General features: G+C 58.6%; 19 protein-coding genes and 1 pseudogene. 5 read left to right on the forward strand and 15 right to left on the reverse strand.

The genetic code is table 11. From position 1 onward, the window contains the following. Positions 1–13: 13 nt before the first annotated feature. On the forward strand, positions 14–628 hold the full coding sequence (locus tag ACR3ES_RS13960) for a methyltransferase domain-containing protein (protein ID WP_170430446.1): 615 nt from the start codon (positions 14–16) through the stop codon (positions 626–628). After that, positions 625–1512 (forward strand): tRNA glutamyl-Q(34) synthetase GluQRS, encoded by an 888-nt coding sequence (gene gluQRS, locus ACR3ES_RS13965; protein WP_170430444.1) that lies wholly within the window; start codon positions 625–627, stop codon positions 1510–1512. Before ACR3ES_RS13960 ends, gluQRS begins: the two co-directional genes overlap by 4 nt. A gap of 9 nt (positions 1513–1521) precedes the next feature. Here the strand turns inward: gluQRS and hisI are convergent, their stop codons facing one another. Beyond that, a complete protein-coding gene (gene hisI / locus ACR3ES_RS13970; RefSeq protein ID WP_170430442.1) occupies positions 1522–1911 on the reverse strand; it encodes a phosphoribosyl-AMP cyclohydrolase in 390 nt (129 codons plus the stop codon). A 48-nt stretch (positions 1912–1959) separates the two neighbouring features. Between hisI and ACR3ES_RS13975 the strand changes: the two genes are divergently transcribed. Continuing rightward, on the forward strand, positions 1960–2412 hold the full coding sequence (locus ACR3ES_RS13975) for an iron-sulfur cluster assembly scaffold protein (RefSeq protein ID WP_170430439.1): 453 nt from the start codon (positions 1960–1962) through the stop codon (positions 2410–2412). 58 nt (positions 2413–2470) lie between these two features. Beyond that, positions 2471–3109 (forward strand): MarC family protein, encoded by a 639-nt coding sequence (locus ACR3ES_RS13980; RefSeq protein WP_170430437.1) that lies wholly within the window; start codon positions 2471–2473, stop codon positions 3107–3109. A 188-nt stretch (positions 3110–3297) separates the two neighbouring features. On the opposite strand, the gene ACR3ES_RS13985 is transcribed toward ACR3ES_RS13980, so the two are convergent. From ACR3ES_RS13985 to sciP, 5 genes are all read right to left on the reverse strand, one after another. Continuing rightward, positions 3298–3420, reverse strand: a complete 123-nt coding sequence (locus ACR3ES_RS13985) for a hypothetical protein (protein ID WP_480423755.1) — start codon at positions 3418–3420, stop codon at positions 3298–3300. A gap of 110 nt (positions 3421–3530) precedes the next feature. Further along, the gene (gene recG, locus ACR3ES_RS13990) at positions 3531–5621 is read right to left on the reverse strand and encodes an ATP-dependent DNA helicase RecG (protein WP_480423757.1); all 2091 of its coding nucleotides are present in this window, start codon (positions 5619–5621) and stop codon (positions 3531–3533) included. Next, the gene (gene ligA / locus ACR3ES_RS13995; protein WP_170430433.1) at positions 5618–7744 is read right to left on the reverse strand and encodes an NAD-dependent DNA ligase LigA; all 2127 of its coding nucleotides are present in this window, start codon (positions 7742–7744) and stop codon (positions 5618–5620) included. Before ligA ends, recG begins: the two co-directional genes overlap by 4 nt. Before the next feature lie 118 nt (positions 7745–7862). Next, entirely contained in the window at positions 7863–8579 is a 717-nt protein-coding gene (gene ctrA, locus ACR3ES_RS14000; RefSeq protein ID WP_170430431.1) for a response regulator transcription factor CtrA, read from the reverse strand. A gap of 84 nt (positions 8580–8663) precedes the next feature. After that, on the reverse strand, positions 8664–8957 hold the full coding sequence (gene sciP / locus ACR3ES_RS14005) for a CtrA inhibitor SciP (protein WP_170430429.1): 294 nt from the start codon (positions 8955–8957) through the stop codon (positions 8664–8666). 130 nt (positions 8958–9087) lie between these two features. On the opposite strand from sciP, the gene mnmA reads away from it, so the two are divergent. Continuing rightward, positions 9088–10233, forward strand: a complete 1146-nt coding sequence (mnmA, locus tag ACR3ES_RS14010; RefSeq protein WP_170430427.1) for a tRNA 2-thiouridine(34) synthase MnmA — start codon at positions 9088–9090, stop codon at positions 10231–10233. Here the strand turns inward: mnmA and ACR3ES_RS14015 are convergent. The 9 genes and pseudogenes from ACR3ES_RS14015 to rseP all read right to left on the reverse strand — a co-directional run bounded on the left by ACR3ES_RS14015 (position 10230) and on the right by rseP (position 18740). Then, on the reverse strand, positions 10230–10811 hold the full coding sequence (locus ACR3ES_RS14015; protein WP_170430425.1) for a hypothetical protein: 582 nt from the start codon (positions 10809–10811) through the stop codon (positions 10230–10232). The two genes, mnmA and ACR3ES_RS14015, sit on opposite strands and share 4 nt — an antisense overlap. Further along, complete coding sequence (gene lpxB / locus ACR3ES_RS14020; RefSeq protein WP_170430424.1) at positions 10811–11968, reverse strand: lipid-A-disaccharide synthase; 1158 nt, start codon at positions 11966–11968, stop codon at positions 10811–10813. Before lpxB ends, ACR3ES_RS14015 begins: the two co-directional genes overlap by 1 nt. Further along, positions 11968–12762, reverse strand: a complete 795-nt coding sequence (locus ACR3ES_RS14025; protein ID WP_170430422.1) for a UDP-2,3-diacylglucosamine diphosphatase LpxI domain-containing protein — start codon at positions 12760–12762, stop codon at positions 11968–11970. The genes lpxB and ACR3ES_RS14025 overlap by 1 nt, the downstream gene beginning before the upstream one ends. A 4-nt stretch (positions 12763–12766) precedes the next feature. Then, positions 12767–13555, reverse strand: coding sequence for an acyl-ACP--UDP-N-acetylglucosamine O-acyltransferase (gene lpxA, locus ACR3ES_RS14030; RefSeq protein ID WP_170430420.1), 789 nt, complete (start codon positions 13553–13555; stop codon positions 12767–12769). Beyond that, positions 13552–14025 (reverse strand): 3-hydroxyacyl-ACP dehydratase FabZ, encoded by a 474-nt coding sequence (fabZ, locus tag ACR3ES_RS14035; RefSeq protein WP_170430417.1) that lies wholly within the window; start codon positions 14023–14025, stop codon positions 13552–13554. Before fabZ ends, lpxA begins: the two co-directional genes overlap by 4 nt. A gap of 73 nt (positions 14026–14098) precedes the next feature. Next, a complete protein-coding gene (locus ACR3ES_RS14040; protein WP_480423760.1) occupies positions 14099–14602 on the reverse strand; it encodes an OmpH/Skp family outer membrane protein in 504 nt (167 codons plus the stop codon). Positions 14603–14689: 87 nt separating this feature from the next. Continuing rightward, the gene (gene bamA, locus ACR3ES_RS14045; RefSeq protein ID WP_170430413.1) at positions 14690–17050 is read right to left on the reverse strand and encodes an outer membrane protein assembly factor BamA; all 2361 of its coding nucleotides are present in this window, start codon (positions 17048–17050) and stop codon (positions 14690–14692) included. Positions 17051–17177: 127 nt separating this feature from the next. Continuing rightward, on the reverse strand, positions 17178–17306 hold the full coding sequence (locus ACR3ES_RS14050) for a hypothetical protein (protein WP_480423763.1): 129 nt from the start codon (positions 17304–17306) through the stop codon (positions 17178–17180). 82 nt (positions 17307–17388) lie between these two features. Further along, positions 17389–18740, reverse strand: a pseudogene (rseP, locus tag ACR3ES_RS14055) (RIP metalloprotease RseP).

An 18740-nucleotide genomic window follows, 5' to 3' on the forward strand; every position in this document is an offset into this window, starting at 1 on the left:
CCTACCATGCGCCATGAGCGAGAAGTTTCTGAAAAGCACTTACACCCTTGAAACGCCTGAGGATACTCAGGATCACTACCAGAAATGGGCGGCCACCTACGAGGATGAGGTCGCGGCGCAGGGCTATGCCACACCGGGCCGCGTTGCAGAGGCGCTGTGGTTGCAAATGCCGCAAGCCCAGACGCCTATTCTGGACTATGGCTGTGGCACGGGACTGTCCGGACGGGCCCTGCAGGCCGCCGGCTTCCAGGTGATCGACGGGATGGATCCGACACCCAACATGCTGAAGGTCGCAGCGGCCAAGGGCGTGTACCGCACCCTGTCCGGGTTTGACATCGCCGATCCCAATCCGCTGACCCAGGATGCCTATGCCGCGATCACCGCGATTGGGGTGATCGGTATCGGGGCGGCGCCACCAGAAACCGTTGATCTGTTGATGAAGGCGTTGCCGAAGGGGGGCCTTCTTGCATTTTCCCTGAACGATCAGACGCTTGCAGATCATAGCTATACCTGTCGTCTCAATGACTGGATCGACATGGGCGCCGCGCGCCTGCTGTTTCGTGAACATGGTCCGCATCTGCCCGGACTGGACCTCGAGTCCGACGTATATGTCCTGGAAAAGTCGTGACATTCACCACACGTTTTGCCCCGTCGCCGACCGGGCCGCTACATCTAGGGCATGCGTTTTCGGCGCTGATTGCCCACGATATGGCCCAAACGGAAGGCAGTGTGTTTCTGCTGCGGATCGAGGATATCGACCAATCCCGGTCGCGGGCGCATTGGGAAACCCAGATCTACGAGGATCTGACATGGCTGGGTCTGACCTGGCCCGAGCCGGTTCTGCGCCAATCGGAACGTCAGAGCGTCTACGATCAGGCGCTCGATGACCTTTGGGCCCGTGGTCTGCTCTACCCCTGCACCTGCAATCGAAAGGACATCGCAGCGGCGGCCAGCGCGCCACAGGAAGGTGCGCCTTTGCTGGGCCCCGACGGGATTATCTATCCCGGCACCTGCCGTGTTCGATGGGAAAACGAGGACTTAAGCCAGCATATTCGCCCCAAAGACGTGGCGCTGAGGTTGAACATGGCCAAGGCGGCCGATCTGGTTTTTGGCGGTACCCAATCAACTGCATGTTTTGAAGAGCTGGGTTTTGGTCCCGATAATGAGACGGGCCGCATTGCGTTTACGTCCGATGAGTTGCGCGACACCATTGGGGATGTTGTGTTGTCGCGTCGCGATATGGGCACCAGCTATCATTTGTCGGTGGTTCTGGACGACGCCGCGCAAGAGATCACCCATGTGGTGCGCGGCGCAGACCTGTTCGAGGCGACGCGCATCCACGTGGTGTTACAGCGCATGCTGGATCTTCCAACACCGAAGTATTTTCACCATCGCCTGATCCGGGATGAAGCGGGAAAACGCCTCGCAAAGCGCGACGACGCCCGGGCAATTTCTAAGTTCCGGGCCGAGGGCGCGACCGCGCAAGATATTCGCAGGATGGTTGGTCTCTGAGACGCAAACTTAAAGCATAGGCGCCATCAGTTCGATTTCTTCACCCTCCCGCACGGCGGTGTAAAAGCAGGACCTGCGATTGGTGTGACAGGCCGGCCCGGTCTGACGAACTAGAACCAACAGGCAATCCCGGTCACAATCGACCCGAAAGTCGACCAGTTCCTGCACATGGCCCGAGGTCTCCCCCTTGATCCAGAACGCCTGACGCGAGCGCGACCAATAGGTGACCCGGCCTGTCTCCAACGTACGCTCCACCGCCTGCGCATTCATCCAAGCCATCATCAGAACCTCGCCCGTCTCTTCATCCTGGGCGACAGCAGGCACCAATCCGGCCTCGTTGAATTTCAGGGTCGACGGATCAAAAACGATGGGGTCAGACATGACAAAAACCTTTTGCATCCCGAGGGCTGGCCACTATGTATGGGGAACACGCAACGAGGGAAAGCCATGTCCGGCGAGAACGACCTGATAAAGCTCTATTCCGGCCGAATTCTGGAACTGGCAGCCGACATTCCGCATCTGGACCGGCTGAGCAATCCCGATGCCACGGTGAAAAAGCGCTCGCCCCTGTGCGGCTCGACCGTGACGGTTGACGTGAAACTTCGGGATGGGCGTATCACCGATTTTGGTCAGGATGTGAAAGCCTGCGCCTTGGGTCAGGCCTCGGCCTCGGTTGTGGGCTCTGCGGTTATCGGTGCGACGCGGGCGCAGGTTGAAACCGCGCGCAATCAGTTGGCCGCCATGCTCAAAAAGGATGGCCCTGCCCCGGATGCACCGTTTGACGGGCTCGAAGTGCTGATGCCGGCGCGGGATTACAAGAACCGTCACGCCTCGATCCTGTTGGCGTTGGACGCGACGGCTGAAGCGATGGAACAGGCCGAACAGGCCAACTGCGCGTGAGCGTGGTCTTTTAGCGCAAACCTGTCTAACCTCGGGCAAAATTCGGGGAAGGCTGGGTATGAATAATCTGCTCGAACACTTTGTGACGCTTTGGGTGGTTATTGACCCGATTGGCACAATCCCGGTTTTCATTGCCGTGACCGCAGGCCTTGAGGCCTCGGCCCGGCGAAAGACAGCCCTGCTGGCCTCATTGATCAGCGCCGGGGTTCTGGTGTTCTTTCTCGTGTTCGGTCAACTGTTGATCGAGGCGCTGGATATCGGCCTGAACTCATTTCAGGTGGCGGGCGGTATCATCCTGTTCCTGTTCGCCCTGACGATGATTTTTGGCGAGAGCAAACAGGAGATGGAGCAGCGCCAAGCCGAAGACGACAAAGAAGACAAAATTCACAGGCACAATCCGGCGATCTTTCCGCTGGCGGTTCCATCGCTGGCCTCGCCCGGCGCGATGCTGGCCATTGTGATCCTGACCGACAATCATCGTTACAGCGCCGTGGATCAGGGGATCACGGCCCTGGTTATGCTGTCCGTGTTGGTATTTGCGTTCATCCTGATGTTGCTGGCCGAGCCGATTATCCGCCTGATCGGCCATTCCGGTGCGGCGATCATCAGCCGGGTGATGGGCATGATTCTTGCCTCGGTTGCGGTCAATTCGGTGTTGTCCGCGATGCTAGAAATCATAAAAACCGGGCAACTCTGAGAAAAAAGCCGCCGCTCCTTCCGGGCGGAAAGGGCGGCGGCAGGCAATGCGTTTCTCGTGTGGGGTCCGGATATCCGCGCGGGGCCGAGGCATGGCCCCTCAAGGGGTTTGGGACAGGCAGGTCACCCTTGACCGTAATGGGAATGACAAGCGCGGGTCAGTCGGCACGAGAGCGCAGGCAGAAAGGCCTAAAATCCAACCGGAAGATGAAGGGCAACCATCAGCATAACAGCCAGAGACGCCACACCTGCTGCATCCTGCAAAATCGTGGATTGCGAACGGGAAAAGACGGTCTTGATCTGGGCCAGCATGAGTTCCACTCCGGTCAGGTTTAATCCTTTGTTGACCTTTTGTTCTCATATTTCCCCGGATCAGTAAAGAACTTTTTGAGAACATTTGCGAACTTATTGGCTACTTTTGGCTAACCCACTGAAATCAAACGGATCGCCTGATCCTGTTTCATCAGCCAGAGCAGTACGCGCGCCGCTTGCCCCCGGTCAGAGGTCAATTTCGGGTCTGCAGCCAGCAATGCGCGGGCATCGGATTGGGCCACAGCCATCAGCCCGGCCTGCCGTTCCAGGTCCGCGATGCGGAACTTTGGCAAACCGGATTGCGCGGTACCGATCAGATCGCCCGCCCCGCGCATCTCAAGATCGGTTTCAGATATGCGAAACCCGTCTTCGGTTTCCCGCAGGACTTCCAGCCGTTTGCGCCCGCCCTCGCTCAATGGCGGCTGATACATCAGCAGACAGGTCGAGTCGGCATCTCCGCGCCCCACCCGTCCCCGCAACTGGTGCAACTGGGCAAGGCCGAAGATCTCGGCGCGCTCAATGACCATGATCGAGGCGTTGGGAACGTCCACGCCGACTTCGATGACGGTGGTCGCCACCAGCACCTTGGTCTGACCGGTCTGAAACGCCGCCATGGCTGCGTCTTTGTCCGCAGGCGGCATCTGACCGTGCACGAGGCCGACGGTATCGTCCCCGAGAATCGCGCGCAGTCGCTTGAACCGTTCCTCGGCGGCGGTCAGGTCGGACACTTCGGATTCGTCAACCAGAGGACAAACCCAATAACACTGCCGGCCCTCGTCAATCGCGCGCCTGAGATGGGCGATAACCTCGTCCATGCGTTGCGTGCTCACAATTGCGGTCTTGATCGGTTTGCGTCCGGGTGGCTTTTCATCCAGCACCGACACGTCCATGTCCCCGTATTGTGCCAGCGCCAGACTGCGTGGGATCGGTGTGGCTGTCATCACCAGAACATCCGCGCCCTGCCCCTTGTCGGACAGCTCCATCCGTTGGCGCACGCCAAAGCGGTGCTGTTCATCGACAATGGCAAGGCGCAGGTTGTGAAACGCGACATCGCTTTGAAATACAGCATGCGTGCCGACCAATATCTGAATGTCGCCCTGTTTCAACGCGGCCAGTTTCGCCCGCCGTTCTGGGCCCTTGTCGCGTCCGGTGAGAATCTCGAGAACGACGCCAGCCTCTTCCGCCAGTGGCCGCAATCCTTCCAGATGTTGCCGTGCCAGAATCTCGGTCGGAGCCATCATGACGCCCTGCCCGCCCGCTTCGACCGCAACCAGCAATGCCATGAACGCAACAAGCGTCTTGCCCGCGCCGACATCGCCCTGAAGCAAGCGGTTCATACGCAGGTCAGACGCCATATCTGCCGAGATTTCCTCGATGGCGCGGCTTTGCGCCCCGGTTGGACGATACGGCAGGTTTCCCAGAACCTTGGATTGTAATGTCCCAGTTCCAACGCTGACGATCCCGCGTGATTTGCGCTCCCTCTGCCGGGCCAAAGCCAGCGTCAGTTGGTGGGCCAGAAACTCATCATAGGCCAGCCGCGTACGCGCCGGGGCATGCAGGGCCACGTCGTCAGCCCCTTTCGGATGATGCGCGGCATGAATAGCTTCAGCCCAGTTTGGCCAGCCCTGCTGAGTAACCTGTGCCGGGTCGATCCATTCCGCCAATTCGGGTGCCCGCGCCAGCGCACTTCGCGCCGCTTTGAACGCCGTCTTTTGTGTCAGCCCCTGGGTCAGATGATACACCGGTTCAAACTCCGGGATCTCGCCAGACTCCTCGACCGGCAGCATGTGATCGGGGTGCACCATCTGGGCCATGCCGTCGAACAGTTCCAGCTTGCCTGAAATCACTCGGCGCGATCCCTGCGGAAGCACCTTTTTTAGGTAGTCCCCGCGCGCGTGGAAAAAGACCAGCTGGAAATCCGCCTGACGGTCTTCGACATGCACGCGGTACGCCCCGCCTTTGTTGCGCGATGGGGTATGGGCGCCGACTGTAACCTCGACGGTCAGTGTCGTTGGCAGATCCGCCCCTTGAATCGTGTCGCGCCGACGCCGGTCGACAACCGCATATGGCAGGCCAAACAGAACGTCGCGCGGGCTTTCAATCCCGGTTTGTGCCAGCACCTGCGCGGTCTTTGGGCCAATGCCGTCCAGGGTCTCGAGGCTGGCAAATAGGGGGAAGAGCTGTTCCGGCCGCCCGCTCATGCGCCATCGATCAGCTGCAGCCAGCCATCCTCATCCAGGGTTTCGATACCCAGTTCCGCCGCCTTTTTGGCTTTTGATCCGGCGCCCGGCCCGGCCACAAGCAAATCTGTTTTCTTGCTGACCGACCCCGACACCTTGGCGCCCAGAGCTTCGGCGCGCGCCTTGGCTTCGGCGCGGGTCATCTTTTCCAGCGTGCCGGTGAAAACAATGGTCTTTCCAGCAACCGGACTGCCCGTCACATCCGGGCGTTTCGCCTCTTGCACCTGCAACTGAGCGACCAGCGCGTCGATGCTTGCCCGCTCGGCAGACTGGGCAAAAGCGGATACTAATGCGCGGGCCATGACCTCTCCGACACCGTCAATGCCCAGCAAATCCTCCCATTCGTGGCCTTCAAATGTAGACGCCGTTGTGATGGCACGCTCAAACTCAGTCCAGGTCCCATAGTGGGTCGCAATCAGGTTGGACGCGGCCTCGCCCACATGCCGAATTCCCAGGGCGAACAGCAGCCGTCCGAACGGGATTGACCGCTTTTCCTCAATCGCGGCCCAGAGATTGCCGGCGCTTTGCGCGCCCCAGCCCTTTCTGTTGGCCAACTTGTTCAGGTTCCCGGTATCGCGATCCTGAAGCGTGAAGATATCGACGGGCGTTTTGATCGGCAGATCAGGATCGTCATAAAACATCTCAATCTGCTTGGCCCCCAGCCCTTCGATGTCAAAAGCCTTGCGCGACACAAAGTGTTTCAGTTTCTCAACGGCCTGAGCCGGGCAAATCAAGCCACCGGTGCACCGCCGCACTGCGTCGCCCTCCTCGCGGATCGCATCGCTGTTGCATTCTGGGCATCGGGTTGGAAACACAAAAGGCGCGGCGCCATCTGAGCGCTTCGACAGGTCCACATCCGCAATTTTTGGGATCACGTCGCCAGCCCGATACACCTGAACCCAGTCGCCCACGCGGATGTCTTTGCCGTCGCGAATGGAGCCGCCCTTTGCGTCGCGACCGGCAATATAGTCTTCGTTGTGCAGAGTTGCGTTTGACACCACGACGCCGCCCACGGTCACCGGGTGCAGACGGGCCACGGGGCTGAGTGCGCCGGTGCGTCCGACCTGGATGTCGATCGCTTCGAGCCGGGTCCAGGCCAGCTCGGCCGGAAATTTGTGCGCAATCGCCCAGCGTGGGGTGGTTGAGCGGAACCCCAGCCGCGCCTGCAACGCCAGATCGTTCACCTTATAAACGACGCCGTCGATGTCGTACCCAAGGGTCGCGCGCTGCGTCTCGATTTGCCGGTAGTGGGCAAGCATATCTCGTGTGGTGTTACAGACCCTGGTCAGGGTGTTGGTTGAAAACCCAAACCCGGCGAGGCGTTCAAGAGCGCCCATCTGTGTCTCAGCAAGGGGTTCGGACAGCTCGCCCCACGCATATGCGAAAAACCGCAGTGGGCGAGATTTGGTGATGGCGGCGTCCAGCTGGCGCAAGGACCCGGCGGCGGCGTTCCGGGGATTAGCAAACGGCTTTCCGCCGGTCGTGGCCTGATGCGCATTCAACGCGTCGAAATCCGCGTGGGAGATATAGACCTCGCCCCGGACCTCCAGAATCTCTGGAGCGTTGGCGATCTGTTTGGGAATGTCCGAAACGGTTAAGGCATTGGCGGTGACATTCTCACCAACCTCCCCATCGCCTCGCGTCGCGGCCTGAACCAGATGCCCCTGTTCATACCGCAACGACAGCGAAAGCCCATCGATCTTGGGCTCTGCGGTGAACGCCAGAGGTGTATCTTCGGCCAGACCAAGATACTTTCGGATGGATCGGTCGAAATCCGCCACATCCTCATCATCGAACGCATTGCCCAGTGACATCATGCGCAGCGCATGGGTCACTTTTGCAAACCCGTCCGCGGCACGGGCGCCGACCTCATCGGATGGGCTGTCTGGGCGCTTGAGCTGCGGGAACCGTGTCTCGATATCCGCGTTTCGACGCTTTAGCGAATCGTACTCCGCGTCCGAGATCTCGGGCGCGTCCTCGGCGTGATACAGCCTGTTGGCCCGATGCAATATGTCAGACAGACGCGCCAGTTCCTGTTGCGCCTGGTCTTCCGTCAGGTCTTGCACCGAAACAAACTCAGCCATGGCCCCGCCCAATCAAATAGTCTGGACTTCCAGTGATAGGGCGAGGTCATGGCAAGGTCCAGTCGTGCTGATCCGCGAGTATGCGTACTGCCCTGGACCGGCGGCAGCACGGATGCCGTCAGGCGCCGACCGCGATCCGGGTTTCGTCAACGGTGTCTGTCTGGGGGTCCCGCAACACATAGCCACGGCCCCACACGGTTTCGATGTAATTGTCCCCACCGGTTGCATTGCTAAGCTTTTTACGAAGCTTGCAGATAAACACGTCAATGATTTTTAATTCGGGCTCATCCATTCCGCCGTAAAGATGGTTCAGAAACATCTCTTTGGTCAGGGTTGTGCCCTTTCGCAGGCTCAACAGCTCCAGCATCTGATATTCTTTCCCGGTCAGGTGTACGGTTTGTCCGTCAACCTCGACGGTTTTGGCATCCAGATTCACGGCAACCCGGCCGGTATGAATAATGGACTGAGAATGCCCTTTCGAGCGCCGGATAATAGCGTGAATGCGCGCGACCAGTTCTTCACGGTGAAACGGCTTGGTGAGGTAATCATCCGCGCCGAAGCCAAACCCTTTGATTTTGCTTTCGGTATCGTCTGCCCCGGACAGGATCAAAATCGGTGTTTCAACGCGTGCGATGCGCAATTGGCGCAACACCTCATGCCCGTTCATGTCCGGCAGATTGAGGTCCAACAATATAAGATCGTAATCATATAGTTTCGCAAGATCGATACCTTCTTCGCCAAGGTCCGTCGCATACACATTCAGGTTTGCATGCGTCAGCATCAATTCGATGCTTTTGGACGTTGTTGGATCATCCTCGACAAGAAGTATTCGCATTTCACTGCTCCAATTCGGGTCAAACATTCTGTTCTGGAACGACCTTGACCAACAATGGTTAATCTGACGTTACCTATAATTCATTTATTCGCTTTCTACTCTGGGTTGTCTATATTTTTTTAATGACGTCACTTTTAAAGCGTCGACACCAAATTCCGCAACGGCTGCAACCCAGGTGTTGAACTCTTCATCGCTGATGCCATAGCGTTTTTTTGCGTCCGACAATGTGATCAGCCCATACAGCACGCCGCGTACGACAACCGCCTTTCGGGACGCGACCCACCGTCGGGTGTCTGCCGGTGGAAGATCGGCGCGGGACAAAACCGTTCCGTCCGGCAAGGTGACGGACCTGGGGCCCTCGACTTTGTGCAAATACATCTTTCTACCCTTTTCCTGCTGCGACAAAGCTGTCATCAGCCTACTTAATTCCCGGTGAAACCGCCTCTTGAGAGTGCTTAGAATTTTCCTATATTCTGCCGGTCTTCTTTAACCCGCACTGGAATCACGAATGGCCCTCGATGCCGAGACACCGCTGAACTCGCTTGGCTTTGCCAAACCGCCCTCGGAAACGCGGGTGGTTGTGGCCATGTCCGGGGGGGTCGACAGTTCCGTGGTCGCGGCGCATCTTGCCGATCAGGGCTATGATGTCGTGGGTGTCACTCTGCAACTCTATGACCACGGTGCGGCGCTCGCCAAGAAAGGGGCCTGCTGTGCCGGGATCGATATCCATGACGCGCGCCGCGTAGCCGAGGAACGCGGGTTTCCTCATTACGTTCTGGACTACGAGAACATCTTTAAGGATGCGGTGATCGACGAGTTTGCCGACAGCTATCTGGCGGGCGCGACACCGGTGCCCTGCATTCGTTGTAATGAACGTGTGAAATTCAAGGACCTGTTGGAAACGGCCAAGGACCTCGAAGCCGATTGCATGGCCACCGGTCATTATATTCAGCGCAAGATCGGTACTCGCGGTCCCGAGCTGCACAGCGCCGAGGATGCCAATCGGGATCAGTCGTACTTTCTGTTTTCGACGACGCCCGAGCAGTTGTCGTTTTTGCGTTTCCCGCTGGGACATCTGCCGTCAAAAGACGCAACGCGCGAGATGGCGGCGCAGTACGGCCTGTCTGTGGCGGACAAGCCGGACAGTCAGGACATCTGCTTTGTGCCCAACGGCAACTATGCCAGCGTGATCGAGAAACTGCGTCCGGGCGCGGCGGAACCGGGTGAGATTGTTCATGCTGACGGGCGCGTTCTGGCACAGCACGATGGCGTGATCCACTACACCATCGGTCAGCGGCGCGGTCTGGGTATCGGCGGGCTGAGCGAGCCGCTCTATGTGGTCAAGCTGGATGTCGACAAGAAACAGGTCGTCGTCGGACCCAAAGAGATGCTGGCCACCCGGACCATTCCCGTGCGCGAGATCAACTGGCTGGGGGATGACCCCTTCACCTCGCAATCCGAATGGCACCTGTCGGTGAAAGTCCGCTCGACCCGCCCCCCGCGCGAGGCGATTGTTCGGCCCCTGTCGGACACCACGGCAGAGGTCGAGTTGCTGACGCCCGAGGAAGGGATTTCACCCGGTCAGGCCTGCGTGTTTTATGAAAGCACTGGCAGTCGCATTTTCGGCGGCGGCTGGATCTGGCGCGGTTACTAAACCGCGTCGGTCCAGGAATTGCTGAGAATGTACAGCCCGGCGCAGATCATCACATAGGGCACTAGGCGTTCCAGCCTGTGCGCCAGCGCCCCGGTCATGAACGGCGCCCTGGATCCCAGCAACGCCACGAACGCCAGCCCCAGCGCAGCGGCCCCGGCCCCGATCAGCCCGGCCATCCGGAACCCGGGGACCGAGTCGGCCAGCAGCGGCGCAAGAACCGCGAATGTGTCCATCGACAGGCTGACAAACAGCATCGAGATCACGATGGCCGACGCACCGGTTTCAATCCTGGGCTCGGTGTCCACTGCGGTTCCGCGAAGCTGTTTGATCACCCCGAATAGCCCAAGGGACAATGGAACAAGTCCCAGGTACCCAGCCCAGCTGGGAATGACATCGTCAACACCGATGGCGACGAAGTAGGCGGCGGCGATGATCAGGATCTGCGCCAGAAGAAAGCCGAGAACCGACCGTCTTGGTCCTGATACAAGCATCAGGGCCAGCAACGCGGCCAGATTGTCCAGGTTCGTCAGAACCTGCGCCATGAAGGCGGACAACGCAAAGACCGCGTAGTCCAGCATCACTGCGGCATCCGCGCCAGAACCGCCCTAGCGGCCCGCAGGCCCGGAGCCTCCCCGCCCCGCCCCAATCGCTCCATCGTCAGGTCCATCGCCTGACGTTGCGCATCCGGGTCGTTTGCCACCTGTTTCAGGGCAGAGGCGATCTTGTCGGGCTGGCAGTCATCCAAAAGGCATTCCGGAACCGCCCGGGTTTCGGACACCAGATTGACCAGCGTCACGGTGTCCAGCTTGACCAGTCGCTCAGCCATTTTTTGGGTCAGCCAATTCAGCTTGTAGGCAATCACCATCGGTGTGTTCTGCGCCGCAAGTTCCAAGGACACGGTTCCCGAGGCTGCAAGAGCCAGATCAGCGGCACCAAACGCGGCCCGTTTGTACGCGTTGGCCTGAACCTCCCCGATATGGCGTGGGTCCAAGACCAGCGGGTCGCCGGGCCATCCCGGCACGATGGCGTTGATCAGATCGGTCACCGCACCAACGGTGGGAACAATGACCCGGACCTCGGGCCGCTCTGCGCAAAATCGGTGCAGCGCTTGGCCAAAACACTCCGACAGGCGCTCAATTTCGCCCCGCCGCGACCCCGGCAAGGCCAGCAGGATCGGCGCGTCCCCCAGATCGAACATTGTCCGGAATGTCGCGATTTCCTGCGGTGTTGCGACGGGTTCGCTGGCAACCGGATGGCCCACGAAATCACACTCCATCCCGGCGCGTTCCATATAGGGGGGCTCAAACGGCAGCAATGCGAGAACGTGATCGATGACCTTGGCCATCTTATCCGCGCGCCCCGGCCGCCAGGCCCAGACGCTTGGGGCGACATAGTGAACGGTGCGAATATCGCTGTTCGCTTTGACCTGTTTCGCCACGCGCAGAGAAAAATCCGGGCTGTCGATGGTGATCAGTACATCCGGTTTGGTGTCCAGGACAGCCTGCGCCGTTTCAGAAATCCGGCGTTTGAGGTGAAAGAACTTGGGCAGGACCTCGACCAAACCCATGACACTGAGTTCGGACATCGGAAATCGGCTCGTCAGTCCTTGCGCCTGCATCGCGGTGCCGCCAACCCCATCAAAGGTGATATCTGGAACCAGGGTCTTTAAACCCGCCATCAGCGCGCCACCCAGCCGATCCCCCGAGGGTTCCCCGGCGACCAGAAACACGCGCATCAGACGACCCGCTCGCGAACGTAGAGGAACAGGCCAAGACGGTTGCAGTCGGCAACAACGCGGTCGCGCTGCAGAACAATCACACCATCCTTTTCGATCACGATACCGGACAATCCGGCAGCAACCGCTCCGGTCACGGTGTCGGGCCCAATGGCTGGCAAATCTGCGCGTCGGTCCTGATCAGTTTTTGGCGCCTTGAACAGAATTCCGCCGCCGGCATCGGGTCGCTGCGTGAGCGACTGAAGCATCCACGCGGTGCCAAAGATCCCTTCGATGGCCACGGCCTGGCCTTTGGACACCGCGCAGGCCTGCCCAACATCTGCGGCACCCATCGCGCGCAGAATCCCGGCGGCCCGGTCCGCATCTGACAGGTCCGTTTCAGACGGCTGTGCCTCGGTCGGACATCCCAGTGGCGGCAGCAGACCCGGCGCGATTTCATGCGCGGCCCGCACCTGCAGACCAGCGTCTTCGAAAATCTGGATCACCGCGCGCAATGCGCCATCATCCCCGGCCTGGATGGCCTTTTGCAAAATCGGGACCAAGGGCATGGTGGCGGCATCGATGCGGCTGGGATTAATCGGCGGACGCTGCACCGCGCCTGCCAGACAGATTTCGGTGACCCCACGCTCGCGCATATCCGCGACAAAACTGCCCAGTTGCTCGATGGGAAACACCACATCCGCTGTCAGATCGTCGGGCAAAAATCCTTCCATCGCGCAGATCACCGGACGTTCGGACAATTCCGCAGCCACTTGGGTCGGCAGCGCGCCGGTTCCTGCAATCAGCGCCAGCATGGTCTTACTTCCCCGGTGTCAGGAACGAACGATCGCTGTGTCCGGTGACAAAGTCCACGATCCGTTGCACGTATTCGCTCTCGTTGGACTCACCGACCCTGGCGGCCCGGTCCATGAACGTACCCTCGCCGTCCGATAACTCGCGGAAGGCCGCCCGCAGCGCTGCAATATCCTCGCGCGGGACGCCCTTGCGTTTCAGGCCGACAAGATTCAGCCCGTCCAACTCTCCGCGCGGGGCTTGCACAAGACCATAGGGGATCACGTCATTCGGTACCATGGTCAGGGCACCGATGATCGCGCCACGGCCTACCCGCACAAACTGATGCAGGCCGGAGATGCCGCCAATAATCGCGTCGTCTTCGATGACACAATGCCCGGCCGCGCCGGCGTGGTTCACCATGATCACCCGGTCACCGATCTGAACGTCATGCGCCACATGCACCCCGGCCATCAACAGACAATCATCCCCGATCCGGGTCACGCCGCCGCCGCCATCCGTGCCGGTATTGACGGTCACATGCTCGCGGATACGATTGCGCTTGCCGATCTCAAGCCGGGTGTCTTCACCGCCAAACTTGAGATCCTGAGGAATTTCTCCGATGACCGAGAAATTGAAGATGACGGTGTCCTCGCCAACCGACGTATCCCCGGTCACGACAACATGCGATTTCAGTTCGACCCGGTCCCCAAGTCTGACCTGCGCGCCGACGTAGCAGAATGGCCCTATCGCACAATCCTGGCCGATCTGCGCACCGTCTTCGATGATTGCGCTGGGGTGAACAACGCCGCTCATGCCGTCTTTTCCATCTCCCAGTCGACATAGGCCGAGAACTCTGCTTCGGCTGCCACCTCGCCTTCAACGGTTGCGCGACCGCCAAACTTAAACAGTTTGCCGCCTTTTTTACCCCTTAGAGTTTCGACATGCATCTCCAGCACATCGCCGGGCACCACCTTGCGGCGGAATTTACATTTGTCGATGCTCATGAAGTAGATCAGCAACTCGGTGTCGATGACATCCATGCCAACGCCCAGCATCACACCTGCGGTCTGCGCCATTGCCTCGACAATGGTGACGCCCGGCATGATCGGAGTGCCTGGAAAATGCCCCTGAAAATGCGGCTCGTTCATGGTGACATTCTTGATGCCGACAGCCGATTGATAGCCCGAGATATCCACGACCTTGTCGACCAGCAGGAACGGATAGCGGTGCGGCAATATCCGCTGGATCAGCTGAATGTCGGCGCTTTTTGTGTCCGTTGTCATAGTGTGGATGTCCCGTTTTGGATTTCTCTTTTTCAGCGTGGTTAGCAACACCCGAACCCGAGGGCAAGCGAAGCTATTCGCCCCGTCCGTCCTGCAATCCGCTGCCGTCTCCAATTGCCGCGTTGATGCGGGCGATCGCAAGGTCGGTCACATCCGAGGTGTCCGAGCTGAGAAACACGTTGGACCGTTCCAGGATTATCGAGGCACCGGTTTCCCGCAACAGGTCAATCAGCACCGGGCGAGCAAGCTCGTAGAATGTCTGCCGGGCCTCATCGCTGCGTCGGGACAAAGCGTCAAGCTTTGCCCGCTGCCCCTCGCGATGAGACTGGACCTTTCTGTCGAACGCTTCGGCCAAAGGCCGGAACTGTTCGGGCTCAAGCTCGGCCCGTCGTTCGGTGATATCTTTTTCCTCTTTGCTCAGTTCCGCGACGATCCGTTCGTTTTCTTCGGCCAAAAGAATGCTCTCTTTTTCGATTTCACGCAAAAGCCTCTGTCCAAAGGCAGAGTCTGCAAACAGCCTTTCGGTGGACACCGTGATAACCCCGGACTGAGTAACGCCCAGTTGTTGCGCTGACACCGATTGTGCGATGACCATACAGAACAAGAAACACAGGGCCCGGATCGGGCCCTGTGTCTTTGACCTAAAAACGCTCGGCATCGCTGGTCAGAACCGGGCCTGAACGGTCAGGTCAAAGTTCTGTTCCTTGTCGAAGTCTTCCTTTTTCAACGCCTTGGAGAAGTTAAACCGCAAGGGGCCAAAGGGTGTTTCCCACAGAACGGAAACGCCAACGACGTGTCGAATTGAACCGCCCGCGCCGACGATATCGGCACCGGCTGTATTCACGTTGTCGATGTTGTACAGGTTACCCACGTCGTAGAACAAACCACCCCGCAAACCCAGTTCCTCGGGTAGGCCCAGTGGGAAGTCGGTTTCAAATCTCGCGACCCAGTAATAGTTGCCGCCGATTGCGTCGTCCTGACCGTTGGAAAGATCGCGCGGGCCAAGACCTGCTGGTTCAAACCCGCGGAACGTGTTCGGACCCAGAACAAAGCGATCCAGGGTCCTGCTGAAGTCACTGCCGCTCCAGTGCAATGCGCCCATTTCCAGAGTGGCACGCAGAATAACTTCCTCATTCCAGACACGGGTTTGGGCAATGCCGCGTGCTGTCGTTTTGACGAACTCGTTGTCGCCACCCAATCCGGCGGCATCGACGCCAACCTCGAACAACACACCGGCATTTGGATTCAGACCACCCAAGCGGCTGTCATAGACGTAGGACAGACCCAACGTGCTGCTGACCCGTTCGCCCTGGGCAATTTCCGAAGCGATAACGGCGCCGTTCACCTCGTTATCCTGTTGTTTCATCTCGCTGCGGTTCCAACCGTACCGAAGCCGAACGGACGACAGTTCGCCAATCGCGTAAGTCAACTGAGGATTGAAGAAAATGCTTTCGGTGTCATAGCTCGCGAAGCTTGAGTTTGTGTTTGCCAGACCTAACCCTAAGTCAAACCGAAGCTTCCGCCCAAGCAGATAAGGCTCGGTGAAATTGATCGTGTACTGCTCGGAATCCTGCGAAGTATTTAGCGACACACCCAGATTCTGGCCACGTCCCAGGAAGTTGGATTCGTTCAAACCAATAGCGATTCCAAAGCCGTCGGATACAGAATAGCTACCACCAAGTTGGAGCGATCCCGTGGGTTGTTCTTCGACATCCACATCCAGAATAACCTGGCTGGGTGTTGATCCTTCTCTCGGCTCGACATCCGCAACGGCAAAAAATCCAAGCGCGTTAATCCGTTCGGCCGCCTGACGTATTTCGCGTGGGTTGAACGGGTCGCCCTCGACGGTATCGAACTGGCGACGGATCACGCGATCCAGCGTTGTCGTGTTCCCTTCGATATCGATACGTTCCACGAAAATTCGCGGGCCTTTCGTCAAGACAAACTCAACATCCAGGGTTAGATTACGTGGGTTTCTGGTGACGCGAGGCTCTACCCGCAAGAAGTCCACACCCTGCCTCAACCCCAGCCGCTCCTGGCGGGCGATAGAGTTCTCGATCAGCGTCGGAGAGTACGTAACGCCGGGTTTGATCTTGAGCGCTTGTTGGTAAGGGGCCGCATCTACGCCGGGAATCTCACTCACGGTGGTGATATTGCCGAATGAGTATTTTTGCCCCTCGGTGACATTCATCACCAGAAAAAAGGCATCCCTTTCGCGGGTGAATTCCACATTGGCGCTGTTGACCCGGAAATCGATGTATCCACGGGACAGATAGAAATCGCGAATGACCTGTTTGTCGAACTCGATCCGGTCCCCGATAAATGTATCGTTGCGGAAGAATGTGCGCAGAAACGTGGCCTGCTTCGTTTCCAATACCCGACGCAGACGCCGGTCGGAATAGGCCCGGTTGCCGACAAAGCTGACCCGCTCAACCTCGATGGTCGTGCCTTCGGCAACTTCAAACACCAGATCCACGCGATTCTCGCTGCGGCGAATAATACGGGGGATGACGGTAGCCGACACGCGGCCCTGTGCCGAATACACCTCCGCGATCAGATCGGCGTCTGCTTCGGCCACCTGCGGAGTGAACACGCGCCGGGGCTGGGACTGGATCACTTCGATCAGTACATCGTCTTTGACGCGGCGATTGCCTTCGATGCTGATCTGATTGATCGTCGGGTATTCCTGAACTTCAATGACCAGCGTGCTGCCGCGCGGTGTCAGTTCGACTGTTTCAAAAACACCACTGTCAAGCAAACGCTGATATGCGTCATTCAATTGCCCGGCGGTGACCGTCTGCCCAGGTTCTATGCCTGTCCGTGCAATGATGGTTCCGGTTTCAATGCGCCGGTTGCCGTCGACTTCGAACGAATTGATGGTGAAGTTTTGCGCCTGTGCGGCATGTGGCAGTGCCACTAAGCTCACGACAGCAAAAAGGAAAAGAAACGTCAGCGTCCGCCACAAAATCTTGTTTGTCGACTTTTGCCCCCCGCAGGATGTGCCCGCGCCTCGCCGGTCAGTCATTTTGTTCTCTACCTAGAATTTAGAACTTTTATGCTGAGTAGCGGGATTGGATGGGCTTGTCAAAAGGCCAAAAGGCACACCCCGAACACGGGTGAGCCGATGTCTTATCGTACGTCGATTTTGAGAATCAGAATCCGGCCAGATAGGCGCCAAGCCCAAGCGCCAGGGCTGTGACCGCAAAACTCAACAGAAGATCCCAGTTCAACATGAACAGGAAGCTGAAACTGCGGTAAGATTTCTCAAGCGCTTTGGTCATGATTTGCCCCTAGAGACTATGGCAAATCCATACCTCCAGAATGCGGCGACATTGCGGCCTTAATGTGCTGCGCGCGTCACAATCAGCAGAACAGATCGTTGGTCACGGAAAACAGCATCAGGCCCAGAATGATCGTCAAACCTGCTCCCATGAGAACCCGGAGCGCCATGTCGCTGGGTGGTTTGCCAGCTACGGCTTCATAGGCATAAAACACAAGATGGCCGCCGTCCAAGGCCGGGATCGGGAACAGATTGAGCAGGCCGATAGCGGTCGACAGAACCGCAATGAAAAAGATGAAGCTTTGCGCGCCCTGGCTGGCCATCGCACCCGACGTTTCGGCAATCCCGATGGGACCCGAGATATTGCAGGTGCTGATCGCGCCCGTGATCATATGCCAAAGGCCGGAAAGCGATCCTTCGATAATGCGCATCGTCTGCTGTACGCCGCCCCACAACGAGTCCAAAATCCCCGCGGGAACGGTCGCGGGTTCCAGCATCATCCCCCCCACAATGCCGATCCGCCAATGGGTCACAAACCCCCGTCCGGCTGCGGTTCGTCCGTGCGGCGCGGTGCCAAGGCAAACTCCAGATCGGCGCCGTTCCGCCAGACATTCAACAGCAGTACGCGGCCGTCAGATCCTTCGACAAACTCCTTGAGTTGCTCAAATGCAAAAATCGGCTCGCCATTGACCGATGTAATCACGTCGCCCGACGCCAGTTGGATATCCATCGCAGCACTGCGCGGAGCAACCTGCTGTATCAACGGCGGAAACAGCCAAGGCGCAGACACATCCATGGTGACGCCGTCGCGGATCACCGTGTAATCCAGAACCGGCTCCACCGGCAGAGAGTCGGTGAAATCGCTCCAGGCGCCTTCCTGATCGAAGTCCGGCGTCGGGATCCCGGCAATGGCCACGATCTCATCACCGTCCTGCAACTCTTGCACAGTGCCGGGCAGAGGATGCAGCTTGCCGACCGTCAGTGGCTCCCGAGACACGCCTTGGGACCAAAAGATCAGGCCAAAGACCAGGATCGACATGATAAAATTGAACGCGGGTCCCGCGGCAACCGTTGCCGTTCTGGCCCACAAGGGCGCGCCATGCATGGTTCGGCGCAACGCTTCCTGGCTTTGCTGAACAATTTCGGCCATTGCGTCTTCGTCCTTGCCGGACGCGGCATTGGCATCGCCGAGGAATTTGACATATCCGCCAATGGGAAGCAGGGCGATCTGCCATTTGGTCCCGTGCTTGTCCATCCGGCTCCACAGCACCGGTCCAAAACCGATCGAAAACACCTCGGCATCAATGCCGGACCAGCGGCCGACGATGTAATGACCATACTCATGCACCGCCACAATGACGGACAGTGCGATCACAAAGGCCACAATCGTGTAAAGCAAGTTGCCGAATTGTGGAATCAGAGAAAGTAAATCCAA

The sequence above is a fragment of the Ruegeria sp. B1 genome, from assembly GCF_056535885.1.